The sequence below is a fragment of the Nitriliruptor alkaliphilus DSM 45188 genome (assembly GCF_000969705.1).
In the GTDB taxonomy this organism is placed as follows: domain Bacteria; phylum Actinomycetota; class Nitriliruptoria; order Nitriliruptorales; family Nitriliruptoraceae; genus Nitriliruptor; species Nitriliruptor alkaliphilus.
The window spans coordinates 3,995,661-4,011,416 of the sequence record NZ_KQ033901.1 but is presented as its reverse complement, the minus strand read 5'-3'; the positions used below and the strand labels follow the sequence as shown (position 1 = coordinate 4,011,416).

The window sequence follows — 15,756 nt, the reverse complement described above, 5'->3', positions numbered from 1 at the left end:
TCGCACCCTCCTCCGCCGCCTCGTCAGGTCGCGACGTCGCCCTGCTCGCCCATCTCGTCCCGCTCTTCACCGGTCACCACCGAGGCGATGCCACGCACGGCTCGGCTCAGCCCCGAGTCGGGGCCGTCCCAGTACTCGCCGTCGCTGACGTCGACGTGGAGCGCCACGAGCTTGGGGTCGTCGGGGCCCTCGAACCACGCCTCCATGGGCTCGGCCCACAGCCGTTCGATGACGTCGCGCTCGTCGGTGAAGCCCGCCTGCCCGGTCAGGGAGACGTAGAGGGAGTCCTTCGGGTCGCTGATGACGACCGCGACGTACTCGCTGTCTGGCAACGCCTGGACCCAATCGGCCTGACGGTCGGTCAGGAACCACAGGCGATCGCCGTCGCGGCCGGCGATGCTCATCGGGCGGGCCCGCTGGTCGGCGGTGACGACCATGGCGATGCGCTCGCCCTCGAGGACCTCGTCGAGCGTCCGGGTGTCCTGGTCCTGCACGTTCGCTCCTGTCCCGTGGCCGGTGCCTCTCACCGGCCAGACCACGAGGGTCGCGTCGCCGTGGTGGGTCGGTGGCGAGCGGACGAGGACCTCCGGCCACCTCCTGCCGGGAACCGCGGCCGCACGGTCAGGGTGGCCGCCGGCTCCAGCAGCCGACCAGGTGGTCACCTCGTGCTCGGGGTGCGGGAGGCGCAGCCGACCAGGTGGTCACCTCGTGCTCGGGGTGCGGGAGGCGCAGCCGACCAGGTGGTCACCTCGTGCTCGGGGTGCGGGAGGCGCAGCCGACCAGGTGGTCACCTCGGGCTCGGGGTGCGGGAGGCGCAGCCGACCAGGTGATCGTCGACGAGGCCCATGGCCTGGCTGAAGGCGTAGGCGGTGGTGGGGCCGACGAAGCGGAAGCCGCGCCGCTTGAGGTCGCGGGACAGCGCCGTGGCCTCGGGGGAGGTGGCGCGGACGTCGGCGAGGCTGCGGGGGATCGGCGGCGCCTCCGGGGCGTAGCGCCAGACGAACGCGTCGAGGGAGCCCTCGTCGGCGACGAGGTCGAGGTAGGCCCGGGCGTTGGTGATGGTGGCCTCGATCTTGCCCCGGTGGCGGATGATGCGCGCGTCCGCGAGCAGGCGTTCGACGTCGCCGGGGCCGTAGGCCGCCACGACCTCGGGATCGAAACCAGCGAACACCTCCCGGAACGCCGGGCGCTTGCGCAGGATGGTCAGCCAGGACAGGCCGGCCTGGAACCCCTCGAGGCACAGCTTCTCGAGCAGCCGCCGGTCGTCGTGGACGGGCTGACCCCACTCGGTGTCGTGGTAGGTGAGGTAGTCGGGGTCCTCTGCCGGCCACCAGCAGCGCACGAGGCCGTCGGTGCCGCGGGTCAGCCCGTCCGGCAGATCGGTCACCTCGGGGGCCTCCGGGTCGGTGCGCCCCGGGACCGTAGGCGCCCACCCGCGTTGACACCGCCCGGAGGGGCTGCGACCCTCTCCGCAACCCCTGACGGCCGGGTGTGCTCGCGTGCGCGCGAACAGCCCGCGACGAACCTGCCAGGGTCGCTCCACCGCCGCTGCGCCACCGGGTGCGGCGGCGCATCCTCCCATCCGCGACCGAGAGACCTGCCCCCGATGTCCGACGCCCCCGACACGAGTACGTCCCCGAGCGCCAGCACCGATCCGATGGCTGACGCTCCCACCACCCCGGAGTCCCTGGTCGTCAGCCAGGAGCCCGGCGGCACCATGACCTCCACCGGCGACCAGATCGTCGACAACGACCTCTCCGACGAGGAGTTCGAGGCCGCCCTCGAGGGCACGCTCCGAGCCATGGACGAGGGTTCGGTCATCGAGGGCGTGGTCGTCAAGATCGACCCCGACGAGGTCCTCCTCGACATCGGCTGGAAGTCCGAGGGGGTCATCCCCTCGCGCGAGCTGTCGATCAAGCTCGACGTGGATCCCAACGAGGTCGTGCAGGTCGGCGACGTCGTCGAAGCGCTCGTGATGAACAAGGAGGACGACCAGGGTCGGCTCGTCCTCTCCAAGAAGCGCGCCCAGTACGAGCGCGCCTGGGGCACGATCGAGGGGATCTACACCGACGACAAGACCGTCGTCGGCACGGTCATCGAGGTCGTCAAGGGTGGTCTCATCCTCGACATCGGGCTGCGCGGCTTCCTGCCCGCCTCCCTGGTCGAGATGCGTCGTGTGCGCGACCTCGCGCCGTACGTCGGCACCCAGCTCGAGTGCAAGATCATCGAGCTCGACAAGAACCGCAACAACGTCGTCCTCTCGCGCCGCAAGTTCCTCGAGGAGACGCAGTCGGAGTTCCGCAACGAGTTCCTGCGCTCGCTGCAGAAGGGCGAGATCCGTTCGGGTGTCGTGTCCTCGATCGTCAACTTCGGTTCGTTCGTGGACCTCGGTGGCGTCGACGGCCTCGTGCACGTCTCGGAGCTGTCCTGGAAGCACATCGACCACCCGTCCGAGGTCGTCGAGGTCGGTGACCAGGTCGAGGTGGAGGTCCTGGACGTGGACCTCGACCGCGAGCGGGTGTCGCTGTCGCTGAAGGCCACGCAGGAGGACCCCTGGCAGAAGTTCGCCCGGGAGCACGCGGTCAACGAGAACGTCGACGGCGAGGTGACCAAGCTGGTCCCGTTCGGTGCGTTCGTGAAGGTCGCGGACGGCATCGAGGGCCTCGTCCACATCTCCGAGCTGGCCGAGCGTCACGTCGAGGTGCCGGAGGCTGTGGTCAACGTCGGCGACCAGATCGAGGTCAAGGTCATCGACATCGACACGGTGCGTCGTCGCATCTCCCTGTCGCTGAAGCAGGCGCAGGCACCGGGCACCGGTGATGTCGAGCAGGACCCGTACGACCCGAACCCGACCCCCGTGGTCGAGACGGCGTACTCGTCCGGCGGTGACGACGAGGCTCCGGCCTCCGGGACCCTGGCGGCGGCGTTCGCGCAGGCCGGCTTCACCCGCGACACCGCTCCAACCCCGGAGGAGATGGCGCTGGCCGAGGCCGAGCTCCCCGAGGCTCCGGCCGAGGAGGTCGCGGAGGCTCCGGCCGAGGAGGTCGCCGAGGCTCCGGCCGAGGAGGTCGCCGAGGCTCCGGCCGACGAGGCTCCTGCGGCTCCGGCCGAGGCTGCCCCCGAGGACGACGAGCAGGCCTGAACGCCCCCGAACCACACCTGAGCCCCGGCCTCGTGCCGGGGCTCAGTGCTACCGGCTCTGCCCACCGCTGTCCAGGCCGTTCGGCGGCGTGAACCGACGCGGCGGACCGCTAGCCTGCGCCGCGCGCGGGTCGGGGCCGCGCGCACGGGCAGGTCCTGCGGAGGTGACGGTGTTCCTCGTCGGCTTGACCGGGGGGATCGGCAGCGGCAAGTCCACCGTTGCCGGGTGCTTCCGCGCCCGCGGTTGGCACGTGATCGATGCCGACGCCGTGGCGCGCGAGATCGTCGCACCGGGGGAGCGCACGCTGGCCGACCTGGCGGAGCGGTTCGGGGACGCGATCCTCCGGCCGGACGGCTCGCTCGACCGCCCCGCCCTGGCTCGGGTGGCCTTCGCCGACGATGCTTCCCGCGCGGACCTCGACCGGCTCACCCACCCGCGGATCGCGGCCAGGATCGCGGAACGACTGGCGGTGCTGGGCGGGCAGGAGCCTGGCCCCGACCCCCTGATCGCCGTGGTGGATCACCCGCTCCTGATCGAGACCGGTCAGACGGGACGGTTCGACGAGGTGGTCGTGGTCCTCGCGGAGGAGGCCACCCGGGTGGCGCGCCTCGTGCGCGACCGCGGGCTCCCGGAGGACGACATCCGGGCCAGGATGCGTGCTCAGGCCGGTGACGACGAGCGCCGCGCGGCAGCGACCCACCTGCTGGTCAACGAGGGCAGCCTCGCTGAGCTCGAGGCGGCCGCCGGCGCCGTGGCCGATCGGATCGAGGCGGCTGCACGTGAGGCACGAGGAGCGAGCCCGTGGTGACGGACCGGCCCCGCCTCGACCCGACGACCATCGACGTCGACGAGCTGGCCATCGATCCGGTGGCCTACCTGTCGAGCATCGAGGAGCTCGCGGGGCTGCTCGTCGAGGACACGGGCCTGATCGAACTGCTCGAACAGGTCCTCGAGCTCACGTCCCGCGCCATCGAGGCGAGCGCTGCCGTGTCGGTCACGGTGGTGGACGACGACGGGGCCCACGCGACCGCTGCGGCGAGCTCGCAGGACGCCCGCGACGTGGACGACGCGCAGTACGAGTTCGACGAGGGCCCGTGCGTCGAGGCGCTCCGCACGGGCCGTGAGCACCGGTTCGACGACCTGACCGAGCTCGATCGGTGGCCGCGGTTCCGCGAGCGAGCGCTCGCCCTGGGGTTCGGAAGCGTCCTCGCGGTGCCGCTCCGGGCGGGAACCGAGACCATCGGGTGCCTCAACGTCTTCGCCGCCGAGCCCGGCGGGCTGACCGACGACGATCGACTCGTGGCCCGGCGGATCGCAGCTCCGGCCGCCACGACGCTGGCCAACGCGCGCGCGTACCGCCGGGTCAGCCGGCTGGCCGAACAGTTGCAGGAGGCGTTGGAGCGGCGGGCTCTCATCGAACGCGCGAGAGGGGTCCTGATCGCGGCGGGTGCTGGCGACCAGGAGGCGGCGATGGCTCAGCTGCGCGCGATCTCGCAGGACCAGGACCGGTCGCTTTCCGAGGTGGCGACGGAGATCCTCGACCGTCTGGCAGCCGGCAACGGCGGCGAGCGAACGACGAGAGCCGGCGACCCGGGCTGACCCCGTCCGGTGACCTGTCCAGGTCGGCTGGGTCAGGACCGCCTGGTCCGGGTCGTACCGTCCCCGACGGTTGAGACCACCAGCCGCCCGGGAGCACCGCGGGGTAGACGGCGTGCGTCGCCTCAGGCTCCCGTCGACGCTGGGAGTCGCCGATGGATCTCGCGCCGCGTGCTCACCTGGCCTGGTTCGTGGGGGATGGCGCCGGGGCTCGATCGCGGGTCGCCGCGGTGGTGCCACACCTGACCGGCGTCCGGGTCACGGTCATCACGATCGGACCGGCCGGTCGGGTGCCGGCAGGGATCGACGCCGTGGTCGAACTGCCCTGGGCCGTGGACGCCGCCCAGGCGGCGCGCGGCCTCGGCGCACCGCGCACCCGGACGCGGCTCCGGGCCTGGTTGGCGGCCGACCGTCCGGACCTGCTCGTCGTGGACGGCGACTCGGCCATCACCGCCACGGCCCGGTCGGCCGGCGTGGCGACCGTCGGCGTCCGTCGGCCGGGACCGACCCCGGAGGCGGGGGCGTCGGTCCTCGCGTCCCCGGGTGCCGGCGACCTGGCGCCGTACCCGGCCCTGCTCGAACCCCGCGGCCTGCCACGCTGGCAGCGCGAGCGCACGGTCCACACCGGCCTGCTCTCGCGGTACGCGGGGCGGCGTCCCCACCGGCGCGCGGGGCGACGTGCGCTCGGCCTGGCAGCCGAAGCGCAGGTCGTGACCGTGGTCGCGGGACGGGACGGCTTGGGTTGCGCTGCCGACATCGCGGCCGCCGCCGCGGCGACGCCCGGTTGGACCTGGCTGACGGTGGGACGGTGCGGTTCGCCGGCCACCGGTCTGCCCCGGAACCTGCACCGCCTCGGGTGGCGTGACGATCCGTGGTCGGCGCTCGAGGCCGCCGACGTGGTCATCGGCAGCGGTGCCCTGTCGGTGGTGGCTGAGGTCGCGTCGGCTCGCCGTCCCCTGCTGGTGCTGCCGCGTCCCGGGCGGCCCGACGACGTGGGGCACGCACGCGTGCTGGCCGAGATCGGGGCGGCCACGGCGCTGCCGGCGTGGCTCGAACCGGGATCGTGGGAGCGGATGCTCGTCGGCGCGGTGGACACCGATCCGGGGACGCTGGCACACCTCGACGACGGACGCGGCCCCGCGCGGGCGGCCGACTGGCTGGCGACCTGGGCCACCTCACCGCCGATCGGTGCTCCAGCCGGTCAGGCGGCCCGGCCCGCGACCGACCCGATCCGGTGGCACGCCCCGGTGGGGCACGTGGTGGATCTCACGCGGTTCGACGCCGCGGCGTCGGCCGGACGCCGGTGACGCACGCGGCGTGCCCGCCGCCGTGTCGCAGCTGCGGGGTACCGTCGCGCGCATGAGCGATGACCCTGTCTCCACCTCGTCACCCGTGCCTGCTACGCCTCCCGGCGCTCCGCCCGGACCGGTCGCCCGGGACCCCTCCGGGGCGCCCCGGCACCGTCACCTACGCGACGACACCCCGTTCCGGGTGGTCAGCGACTTCACGCCGTCGGGGGACCAGCCGCGCGCCATCGAGCAGATCGTGTCCGCCTTCGAGGCGGGCGAACGCGCGGTCACCCTCCTCGGGGCGACCGGGACCGGCAAGACGTTCACCGCGGCGAAGGTCCTCGAGCGCCTGCAGCGACCGTGCCTGGTGATCGCGCCGAACAAGACCCTGGCCGCCCAGCTGGCCAACGAGTTCCGCGACTTCCTGCCGGACAACGCCGTCGAGTACTTCGTCAGCTACTACGACTACTACCAACCCGAGGCGTACATCGCCTCCAGCGACACCTACATCGAGAAGGACTCGTCGATCAACGACGAGATCGACCGGCTGCGTCACCGGGCGACGATGGCGTTGCTCTCGCGCCGTGACGTGGTGGTCGTCGCGTCGGTGTCGTGCATCTACGGCCTCGGCTCGCCGCACGAGTACGAGGACCACATCCTGTGGCTGCGGTCCGGGGACGACTCGGTCGGGCTCGACGGGGCCATGCGCAAGCTCGTCGACCTGCAGTACAGCCGCAACGACCTCAACCTCGTACGCGGCACCTTCCGCGTCCGGGGCGACACCCTCGAGGTGTTCCCGGCGGACGACGAACGGGCCGTCCGCGTCGAGTTCTTCGGCGAGGAGATCGACCGGATCGTGCGGGTCGACACCCTCACCGGCGAGGTCTCGCAGCCGGTGCGCGACGTCGGCGTCTTCCCCGCATCCCACTACGTCTCCTCGCGTCCGGCGCTCGAGCGCGCGGTGGTCTCGATCGAGGCCGAGCTCCAGGAGCGGCTGGCCGACCTCGAAGCCGCCGGCAAGCTGCTCGAGGCGCAGCGGCTGAAGATGCGCACCAACTACGACCTCGAGATGATCCGTGAGGTCGGCTCCTGCAACGGCATCGAGAACTACTCGCGTCACTTCGACGGCCGCGCGCCGGGCGAGGCGCCGTACACGCTGCTGGACTACTTCCCGCCCGACTTCGTGGTGATGACCGACGAGTCGCACGTCACCGTCCCGCAGATCGGCGCCATGTACGAGGGGGACCGCTCCCGCAAGGACAACCTCGTCGACTACGGGTTCCGGCTGCCGTCGGCGCGGGACAACCGCCCGCTCACCTTCGACGAGTTCCTCGGTCGCGTCGGACAGCGGCTGTTCATCTCGGCCACCCCGGGCCCCTACGAGCGCCGCGAGTCCGACACCATCGCGGAACAGATCATCCGACCGACGGGCCTCGTCGACCCCCAGGTGGTGCTGCGCGAGACCAAGGGGCAGATCGACGACCTCATGGAGGAGATCCGCCAGCGGGTCGAGCGCGACCAGCGGGTGCTGGTGACCACCCTCACCAAGAAGATGTCCGAGGATCTGACCGACTACCTGCTCGAGAACGGGGTGCGGGTGCGCTACCTGCACTCCGACATCGACACCGTGCAGCGCGTCGAGATCCTCAAGAACCTGCGCCTCGGTGAGTTCGACGTCCTGGTCGGCATCAACCTCCTGCGCGAGGGTCTCGACCTGCCCGAGGTGTCCCTCGTCGCGATCCTCGACGCCGACAAGGAGGGGTTCCTGCGGTCGTCGACCTCGCTGATCCAGACCATCGGTCGTGCGGCTCGCAACGTGGACGGCCAGGTCATCATGTACGCCGACCAGATCACCGATGCCATGAAGCAGGCGCTCGAGGAGACCGACCGTCGGCGCGAGAAACAGTTGGCCTACAACGCCGAACACGGCATCGACCCACAGACGATCCGCAAGCGCGTCGGCGACATCCTCGCGGCCGTGCGGGCCGAGGAGGCGGGTGTCGACTATCAGCCCGCCGAGGCGTCCTCGCGTGACCGCGTCGCCGACGCAGCCGAGGCGACGGAGCTGCCGCAGGAGGAGCTCGAGGCGCTGATCCGGCGTCTGGAGGAGGAGATGCACGAGGCGGCCGGCGATCTGCGTTTCGAGTACGCGGCCCGGCTCCGCGACGAGGTGTCGGATCTCAAGCGCGAGCTCGCCTCGATGCAGGCCGCCAACGTCTGACAGAACAGGTCGTGAGACCCTGGGCCGCGGACGCAACGCTCCGTTAGGGTCCCGTCCGGTGGTGACGACGCCGACGGACCGGAGGGGTGGGGTGAGCGTCCTGACCTGCGCAGGGCTGGCGAAGGCCTACGGCGACCTGACCGCGGTCGACGAGGTGTCCTTCGAGGTCGCCGAGGGCGAGACCTACGGTCTGCTCGGACCGAACGGCGCCGGGAAGACCACGACGATCTCGATGATCGCCGGGCTCCTGCGGCCCGACCGCGGCGAGGTCGAGGTGCTCGGTCGACGCCTGACGCCACGTACCGCGTCGGTGAAGGCTTCGATCGGACTGGTCCCACAGGACCTGGCCATCTACCCGGATCTGACCGCACGCGAGAACCTACGGTTCTTCGGGCGGCTCCACGGCCTCCGTGGCGATCGGCTGCGTGCCCGGACCGAGCAGGTGCTGGAGGTCACCGGCCTGACCGACCGGGCCGACGACCGGGCCGACGAGTTCTCCGGCGGGATGAAGCGCCGGCTCAACATCGGCATCGGGCTGCTCCACGAGCCGAAGCTGCTCATCCTCGACGAACCGACGGTGGGCGTCGACCCGCAGTCGCGCAACGCCATCCTCGAGTCGGTGGAGCAGCTGTCCACCGAGGGCATGGCCGTGCTCTACACGACCCACTACATGGAGGAGGCAGAACGGCTCTGCGACCGACTGGCCATCATCGACCAGGGACGGATCGTGGGGGAGGGCACCCGCCGTCAGCTGACCAGCGAGGTCGGCGAACTCGACCGCGTCCGCCTCGAGGTGGCCGGCGACGTGGCGGCGGCTGCCGCAGCATGCGCGGCCCTGGACCGGGTCAGCAGCGCCGACGTGGACGACCACGCGGTGGTCTGCCTGCTCGACGGTGCAGCTGCAGGTCTGCCCGCCCTGCTCGCTGCGGTGGGCGAGGTCGGCGCGACGGTCACCGGCGTCGAGGTCCGCGAACCGGACCTCGAGGACGTCTTCCTGCACCTCACCGGCCGAGCGTTGAGGGACTGACGTGGGTTCGGCGTTGCTCATCCTCGGCAAGGACCTGCGGCTACGCGTCCGCGACCGCAGCGTGTTCCTGTTCGCCTTCGTCGTCCCCATCGGGCTGACGTTCCTGTTCTCGATGATGTTCCCCGACGTCGACGAGCTCTCGGTCACGGCCGCCGTCATCGATCACGACGGTGGCCCGATCGCGGTGGCGTTCACCGATCAGGTGCTCCCGGCGGTGGTGGACGCTGGTGTCCTGACGCTCGAACCCGCGACCGACACCGCCGACGCGGAGGCGGCCCTGCGCGAGGGCGACCTGGACGCCGCGTGGGTCATCCCCGAGGGCTTCAGCGACGCGGTGACGTCCGGTCGGGGCGGGCAGCTCGAGGTCCTGGTGTCACCCGAGGCGGTGCTGGCCGGCGAGGTCGCACGCGGCGTCGCGTCCAGCTTCACCACGCGACTCGAGGCGTCGGCGCTCGCGGTCGCCACCACGCAGACGGTGGGTGGCAGCGACCTCGATCCGGCGTCGATCGCGGCGCAGGTGGCGGAAGGGGAGCCCTCGGTCGCCCTGGCCTCGCTGGTCGCCGAGGACCGTCAGCTCGACATGCCGAGCTACCTGGCGGCGGGGATGGCCGCGTTCTTCGTGTTCTTCACCGTGCAGTACGGGGTGACCGGACTGCTCGAGGAGCGGCAGCTCGGGACCCTGCCGCGTCTGCTCGCGGCACCGATCCCGGTGTGGGCCGTGCAGGTGGGCAAGGCCGCCGGTGCGGCGCTGCTCGGGCTGGTCTCCATGGCGGTGCTGGCGGTCTCCTCGTCGTTGCTGCTCGGCGCGGACTGGGGGCCGCCGATCGGCGTCGCGGTCCTCATCGTGGCGATCGTGGCCGCCGCCGTCGGGTTGATGTCGCTGGTCGCCACGTTCGCCAGGACCGGCGAGCAGGCGGGCAACTACCAGTCGATCGTGGCCATCGTCCTCGGCATGCTCGGCGGGGTGTTCGTCCCGCTGCCGGCCACCTCCGGCCTCCTCCAGCTCGCCGCATCGGCGTCGCCGCACGGCTGGTTCCTGCGGGGCATCACCGAGCAGGTCGCGTCGGGGGCCTGGACCGACGCCCTCCCGGCGGCAGGTGCGATCGCCCTGTTCGGACTCGTCGCGGCCGTCCCGGCGATCTGGCGTCTGCGGAGGTCGGCGACGTGGTGAGGTGGTGGGCGATCACCTGGATCGAGCTGGTGCGGCTGTTCCGCGACCGGGGCAACATCTTCTTCGTCCTGGTCTTCCCGCTGCTGTTGGTGGTCCTCATCGGCGCGAGCTTCGGCGGCGAGGGTGCGGGCGCCAGCATCGGCGTCGTGGCGGACGACGCCGACCCTGCGGCCCAGCGGCTGGTCGGTGCGTTGGACGGTCTCGACGGTCTCGACACCGAGGAGGTCGGGGACCCCGAGCAGCTGCGTGACCTGGTGGCCCGCGGTGGCCTGCGCGCCGGGGTCGTGATCCCGGACGGTTTCGGGGACGACCTGGCCCGCGGTGGAGGCGCGGAGGTCGCTTACATCGGACGTCCCGACGGCAGCGGCGCGTCCCTGCGCGCCGTGGTCGAAGGTGTCGTCAGCGGGGAAGCTTCCATCACCGATGCCGCGGTCGCGGCGGCCGACGCGACGGGGCGGCCGTTCACCGAGACCGCAGCCGTCGCTGCCGCTCTCGCCGACGTTCTGCCGCCGATCGTGGTGTCGGCGACGGAGGTGGCGGTCGAGGACGGGCTCGCGCAGGAGTTCGCCGGTCTCGGCCAGTTCGACCTCGGCGCGTCGAGCCAGCTGTTCCTCTTCACGTTCCTGACGGCCACCGCTGGCGGGGTGGCGCTGATCCAGACCCGGCAGTACGGGGTGGCGCGGCGGATGCTGTCGACCTCCACACCGCCGCTGGTGGTGCTGACGGGGGTGGCAGGTGGGCGTATCGGCGTGGCGTTGTTCCAGGCGGCATACATCGTGGCGGTCACCGCCGTCGTCTTCGGGGTGAACTGGGGCGATCCGGTCGCCACCACCGCCGTGGTCCTGCTCTTCTGCCTCGTCGCCGGCGGTGCCGGGATGCTCGTCGGGGCGACGCTGCGCAACGACAGCCAGGCGAGCGGGGTCGGGGTCGGGCTCGGGCTCGGGCTCGCGGCGCTCGGTGGTTCCATGGCGCCGCTCGAGATCTTCCCGGACACGATCCGGCGGGTCGCGATGGTCACCCCCCACGCGTGGGCGAACCAGGCGATGGCCGAACTGGTGCGTCGTGACGGGCGGCTCGGCGACGTCCTCGTCGAACTCGCGGTGCTCGCGGCCTTCGCCGTGGTGATCCTGACGGCCGCGACCGTGCTGCTGCGCCGCAACCTGACCCGCTGAGCGTCGCCGGGTTAGGCTCTGCTCGCTCCGCCCCCACGTCGTGAGAGGCTCTCCGTGGACGAGGTCCTGTTCTCCGTGCACCGGTGGCTCGGCTACGCGCTGACCGTGGTGGTCCTCGTGGCCGCGATGGTGGCGTTCGGCCGCGCCAAGAACGGGCAGGAGTTCACCGCGGGTCTCTACCGTGCGGTGTACGGGGTGCTCTCCCTGCACGTCCTGCTCGGCATCGCGCTGTACACCACGCGCCAGGCGTGGGACATGGACGCGCTCATCGCCTACGTCCACCCGGCACTCGGGATCGTGGCACTCGGCCTCGGCCAGGCGCTGCTCGGCCGGGCGCGACGCACCCAGATGGCCGCCGATGCGCACCGCCTCGCCGGACGGGCCCTCCTCCTCACCCTGGTGCTGATCCTCGGTGCGGTCGGGGTCGCGAGCGTGCCCGGAGCGTGACCGACGCCCCCGACGCCGAGGGCGTCTCGTCCGACGCGTACCTGCGAACGATCGAGGAGCTCCTCGCGCTGCTGCTCGAGGACACACCGTTCGGTGAGCTGCTCGAACAGGTGCTGGAGCTCACCGAGCGTGCGGCGGAGCGGGTCGACGGCGTCGCCGTCACCGTCCGCCGTTGGAACGGGCGCACCGACACGGCGGCGGCCAGCTCCGACGCGGCGCGCGAGATCGACGAGGTCCAGCGCGAGCGCGGGGCAGGGCCGTGCGTCGACACCATGGACAGCGGCCGCGAGTACGCGTCCGACGACCTGCGCCACGACCGCCGCTGGGGGGCGGCGATGGCCGAGACGGCGGATCGGACGGGGCTGGTCGCCGTCCTGGCCGTGCCGCTCGTGGCCGGCGGCGAGACGATCGGGGCGATCAACGTCTTCAGCCGCACGCCGGGCGGGATCGACGCCGAGGCGGCCACGACGGTCCGTGGCATCGCGGCGCCGGTCGCGGCCACCCTCGCCAACGCCAGGGCCTACCACCGGGTCGAGCAGCTCGGGGAACAGCTGCGCGAGGCGCTGTCCACGCGGGGCGTGATCGAGCAGGCCAAGGGGATCTTGATGGTCCGGGCCGGGGTCGACGACGAGCAGGCCTTCGCGCTCCTGCGCCGGACCTCGCAGCACCAGAACCGCAAGCTGCGGGACGTCGCGGCGTCGGTGGTCGCGATGCGCGACCAGCTCCCGTCCGCTCGCGACCCGCGGGGCGGATCAACTGGCGAGCAGCCGTAGTTCGTCGAGGTCCACCAGTGCGGTCGCCGCGACCTGCGAGGCGCCGTCACGTTCCCGTCGTTCCAGTACCAGCGGCACGCTGACGAGGTAGGGCGGGTCGAGCATCGCCAGCGCCAGCAGCCCGGTGTGCACCTCGGCGGCGAGGTCCGCCGGCAGTTCGCCGACCTGGTGCCCGCCGGCGTGGACCTCGCAGCAGGAGCGGCGGCCGATCGTGGGCATCAGCCGTGCGGTCCGTCCCGGGTCGTGCGTGTCGGCCGTTCGTGCGTCCAGGAGCGTGGCCAGCTCCTCCTGGTGCTCGTCGCACGCCGCGACCACGACCCGGTCGGTCCCCGACACGTCGAGGTCCTGGAGTCGGTCGCGCAGAGTCACGGGCGATCCTCGCGGTCCGGTGGTCGCCGGCGAGCATCCTCGGGGGGGCTCTGGTCGGATGGTGCACCCGGTCCGCTCGCTCGGCCAGCATGTGCCGCGACGGCGCACGTGGACGAGCCTGGGGTGACCGTACGGCCGCCGACCGGGTCCGGCTGGCCGATCGGCCTGGGCGACGGCGTAGGGTCATCCTCCCGCCGATGCAGGCCGGTCGCTGGTCGCCCAGGTCCGTGACAGGCCGTCGGGCGATGATCGAGCGGCCGACGACGTCGACGCGCTCGCGGCCGAGCTCGAGACGTGGCTCGAGCGGCGCCCGTACGAGTTCCGGACCGGGGACGCTCTCGCCGGTTCGGCGGTCGCACGGTACGAGCAGCTCGGTCCTGAGGTGACGGCCCTCGAAGCGACCGGGGACCGCCGCGAGGGCACCACCGAGTTCGTGCTGCGGATCCGGGTCGAGACCGAGTACTACCTGGGGTGGAAGGGGACGTCAGCGGAGGTGGGCACCGCGGAGGGCTGTTTCCGCTTCGTCGAGGCCGATCACTTCACGGACCTCCGACACCAGCCCGAGCCGTGCGGTGATCGTGAGCCCATCGACCTTCCACCGCCGACCGACGGCGGGACGGGCGGCGGCTCACCGCCGCAGCCGGGTGGCTAGCGGTGGCGCTCGGCGCAACCGAAGGGTGGTTCCCGGGACCACCGGGGGCGCGACGGCCGGCGTCCGACCGATGTCGTGCCCCGTCCGCTGGGGCGCCACAGGGCGATGTCGGTGCAGGTGGAGCGCATCGACGCCCGTTCCGACCGCCCCCACCCGCTCCACCTCGACGTACGGCGGGTCCCGCTCGACCGGTCTGCGGCCCGCCTACCATCCGCGCTCGGCCCACCGGGGAACCGCTACGCCAGGCGCTCCAACGGTCGCTCGCGACCGAGAACAGGGCTCCAGCCCAGACAACGGTCACGACGGCAGGCACGACGCGCTCCGCCCGGCCAGAACCTGAGCTCCTCCAGCCCAGCTTCTGGGACCGGGCGTGGCGAAGGACGCACCGCCGCGCACGTCGCCACCCCAACGGTGACCGGCGCATCGTGGCCGCTCCGGGCGTTGCGTGACGGTTCCTGGCTGCTGGGCGCCAGCAACTGTCGCCGACGCTGGCGAAGCACCCGGTGCCCGTGGCAGTTCCCGGCCGCCAGAAGCCAGGAACTGCCGTGGTCGGCTCCGCGGCGCGCTGCAGCACGGCGACAGGATGGCCGGAACCGCTGTGCATCAACCGGGTGACCAGCGCTGTCTTCCCGATGCCTGGCTCCCCCTCGACGAGCACGACGCAGCCGCGGCCGGCCGCGGCCTCTTCCCGTGCCGCGTCGAGGACCGCGAGCTGCTCGTCCCGCTCCAGCAGTTCCACGCACCGACCCTACTCCGCTCGACCCCGGGTCACCTCGTGGGTGACGACCCCGGCCGCCAGGTGACCGTGGCCGCCCCGCGGTGACCGTCGGGGGCGGGGCGTCACCAGCCGCGTTCGCGCCACTCGGCGAGAATCAGCCGCTCGGTCCCGATGGTGGTGTCGTCGCCGTGACCGGGGTGGACGGCCGTGGCGTCGGCCCATCCATGTGAGATTTCGTGTCACGCCATCCATCCACAGCCCCGGGCCTACGCTGCAGCATGGACGAAGACATGATGGCCTTCGCGAGAGATGCGCCCTCACGCAGTTTCCAGCCGAAGGTCTTGAGCATCTCCCCTGACGGGCGCGACCTCCGTGTCGCTTGGGCTGAGGGGGGCGGCGTCGCCCTCAAGCACCTCTCGGTCGATGAGGAACTGGACCAGGTGGTTGTCACGGCGCACATGCACCGGAACGCTCGGAGCGAAGCCGTTCTCCTGCTCCGGATGCGGCTGTGCGAGCAGGGGGTCACACTCCGTGCACCTCTCGGTGACCGCAGGATCGTCGAGCGCGTCGAGCTCACGGAGGTCAGCTGATCGAGCTCACCTCCCGACACGAGACCCCTCCGGGGTGGTGACAGCTACCTCAGATCAGCCCGGCGATTGCGGGCGTTCTGTGTCGGTCGGGCCGCGTCAGTTGGGGGTGGATGTGACGGGCAGGGGGTCGGCGCCCGGTGGCAGCCAGGTCCCGGACGCCTGGTCGGCTAGGGCTTGGAAGCTGGTGGCGGCCAGGATGGTGATGGTGGCATCCCGGACGTCGGCCCAGATGTCGCGCATCGAGCAGCCATCTTCCATGTCGCAGGGCTCGGGGTTGGTGCGGGTGGCGCATTCGATGGGGGCGAGCGGACCCTGGAACAGCCTGACGACATGCTCGAGGGTGATGTCCTCCGGAGCCTTGTTGAGGCGGTAGCCGCCCTTGCGTCCCCGCTCGGAGCGGACGAGCCCGTCGCTTCGTAGCCGCGGCATGACCTGTTCGAGCACGCTGGTCGGCACGGCGGTGCGGTCAGCGAGCTCGGGCAGGCTCAGCTGCCGGCCGTCGATGGCCAGCGCCAGCAGGACGCGGGCTCCGTAGTCCGTGCGCTTGGCGATCCACACGTTCGCCCCCTTCTCACTGACGCGGGCCAGG

Annotated in this window: 17 protein-coding genes and 1 pseudogene; 12 read left to right on the top strand and 6 right to left on the bottom strand. The window is 72.0% G+C overall.

Annotated features, from left to right (window positions below; translation table 11 throughout):
• Positions 1 to 23 precede the first annotated feature (23 nt).
• Positions 24 to 494: a pyridoxamine 5'-phosphate oxidase family protein gene (locus tag NITAL_RS18545; protein ID WP_157041946.1), complete on the bottom strand. Its 471-nt coding sequence runs from the start codon at positions 492 to 494 to the stop codon at positions 24 to 26.
• 293 nt (positions 495 to 787) lie between these two features.
• On the bottom strand, positions 788 to 1,387 hold the full coding sequence (locus NITAL_RS18540) for a DNA-3-methyladenine glycosylase I (RefSeq protein ID WP_052667638.1): 600 nt from the start codon (positions 1,385 to 1,387) through the stop codon (positions 788 to 790).
• A 330-nt stretch (positions 1,388 to 1,717) separates the two neighbouring features.
• Here NITAL_RS18540 and rpsA point away from each other — a divergent pair, with 330 nt between their 5' ends.
• The 10 genes from rpsA to NITAL_RS18490 all read left to right on the top strand — a co-directional run bounded on the left by rpsA (position 1,718) and on the right by NITAL_RS18490 (position 12,838).
• Entirely contained in the window at positions 1,718 to 3,142 is a 1,425-nt protein-coding gene (rpsA, locus tag NITAL_RS18535; protein WP_083442238.1) for a 30S ribosomal protein S1, read from the top strand.
• Between the two features lie 163 nt (positions 3,143 to 3,305).
• A complete protein-coding gene (coaE, locus tag NITAL_RS18530) occupies positions 3,306 to 3,950 on the top strand; it encodes a dephospho-CoA kinase (RefSeq protein ID WP_211262507.1) in 645 nt (214 codons plus the stop codon).
• Entirely contained in the window at positions 3,944 to 4,741 is a 798-nt protein-coding gene (locus NITAL_RS18525) for a GAF and ANTAR domain-containing protein (protein ID WP_052667636.1), read from the top strand. The genes coaE and NITAL_RS18525 overlap by 7 nt, the downstream gene beginning before the upstream one ends.
• A 152-nt stretch (positions 4,742 to 4,893) precedes the next feature.
• Positions 4,894 to 6,045, top strand: coding sequence for a hypothetical protein (locus NITAL_RS18520; RefSeq protein ID WP_052667635.1), 1,152 nt, complete (start codon positions 4,894 to 4,896; stop codon positions 6,043 to 6,045).
• Between the two features lie 52 nt (positions 6,046 to 6,097).
• Positions 6,098 to 8,248 carry an excinuclease ABC subunit UvrB gene (gene uvrB, locus NITAL_RS18515; protein WP_083442237.1) on the top strand — a complete coding sequence of 717 codons (2,151 nt, stop codon included), beginning with the start codon at positions 6,098 to 6,100 and terminating at the stop codon, positions 8,246 to 8,248.
• Between the two features lie 91 nt (positions 8,249 to 8,339).
• Positions 8,340 to 9,275 (top strand): ABC transporter ATP-binding protein, encoded by a 936-nt coding sequence (locus NITAL_RS18510; protein ID WP_052667633.1) that lies wholly within the window; start codon positions 8,340 to 8,342, stop codon positions 9,273 to 9,275.
• Position 9,276: 1 nt separating this feature from the next.
• Positions 9,277 to 10,446, top strand: a complete 1,170-nt coding sequence (locus NITAL_RS18505) for an ABC transporter permease (RefSeq protein WP_052667632.1) — start codon at positions 9,277 to 9,279, stop codon at positions 10,444 to 10,446.
• Positions 10,440 to 11,618 carry an ABC transporter permease gene (locus NITAL_RS18500; protein WP_052667631.1) on the top strand — a complete coding sequence of 393 codons (1,179 nt, stop codon included), beginning with the start codon at positions 10,440 to 10,442 and terminating at the stop codon, positions 11,616 to 11,618. The genes NITAL_RS18505 and NITAL_RS18500 overlap by 7 nt, the downstream gene beginning before the upstream one ends.
• Before the next feature lie 54 nt (positions 11,619 to 11,672).
• On the top strand, positions 11,673 to 12,065 hold the full coding sequence (locus NITAL_RS28175) for a hypothetical protein (RefSeq protein ID WP_052667630.1): 393 nt from the start codon (positions 11,673 to 11,675) through the stop codon (positions 12,063 to 12,065).
• A complete protein-coding gene (locus NITAL_RS18490) occupies positions 12,062 to 12,838 on the top strand; it encodes a GAF and ANTAR domain-containing protein (RefSeq protein WP_052667629.1) in 777 nt (258 codons plus the stop codon). The genes NITAL_RS28175 and NITAL_RS18490 overlap by 4 nt, the downstream gene beginning before the upstream one ends.
• Here the strand turns inward: NITAL_RS18490 and NITAL_RS18485 are convergent.
• Entirely contained in the window at positions 12,818 to 13,207 is a 390-nt protein-coding gene (locus NITAL_RS18485) for a hypothetical protein (protein ID WP_052667628.1), read from the bottom strand. The genes NITAL_RS18490 and NITAL_RS18485 overlap by 21 nt on opposite strands.
• A 382-nt stretch (positions 13,208 to 13,589) precedes the next feature.
• Here NITAL_RS18485 and NITAL_RS28170 point away from each other — a divergent pair, with 382 nt between their 5' ends.
• Positions 13,590 to 13,859 (top strand): hypothetical protein, encoded by a 270-nt coding sequence (locus NITAL_RS28170; RefSeq protein ID WP_052667627.1) that lies wholly within the window; start codon positions 13,590 to 13,592, stop codon positions 13,857 to 13,859.
• Here NITAL_RS28170 and NITAL_RS29640 read toward each other — a convergent pair.
• Together NITAL_RS29640 and NITAL_RS29430 are read right to left on the bottom strand one after the other, a co-directional pair.
• Positions 13,747 to 14,598: an ATP-binding protein gene (locus NITAL_RS29640; protein ID WP_083441744.1), complete on the bottom strand. Its 852-nt coding sequence runs from the start codon at positions 14,596 to 14,598 to the stop codon at positions 13,747 to 13,749. The two genes, NITAL_RS28170 and NITAL_RS29640, sit on opposite strands and share 113 nt — an antisense overlap.
• 101 nt (positions 14,599 to 14,699) lie before the next feature.
• A pseudogene (locus tag NITAL_RS29430) lies at positions 14,700 to 14,798 on the bottom strand (MBL fold metallo-hydrolase); the annotation flags it as partial.
• 57 nt (positions 14,799 to 14,855) lie between these two features.
• Here NITAL_RS29430 and NITAL_RS18470 point away from each other — a divergent pair.
• On the top strand, positions 14,856 to 15,167 hold the full coding sequence (locus NITAL_RS18470; protein ID WP_157041945.1) for a hypothetical protein: 312 nt from the start codon (positions 14,856 to 14,858) through the stop codon (positions 15,165 to 15,167).
• 96 nt (positions 15,168 to 15,263) lie between these two features.
• Here NITAL_RS18470 and NITAL_RS18465 read toward each other — a convergent pair whose 3' ends face one another.
• The gene (locus NITAL_RS18465; RefSeq protein ID WP_052667624.1) at positions 15,264 to 15,725 is read right to left on the bottom strand and encodes an RrF2 family transcriptional regulator; all 462 of its coding nucleotides are present in this window, start codon (positions 15,723 to 15,725) and stop codon (positions 15,264 to 15,266) included.
• Between the last annotated feature and the right edge of the window lie 31 nt (positions 15,726 to 15,756).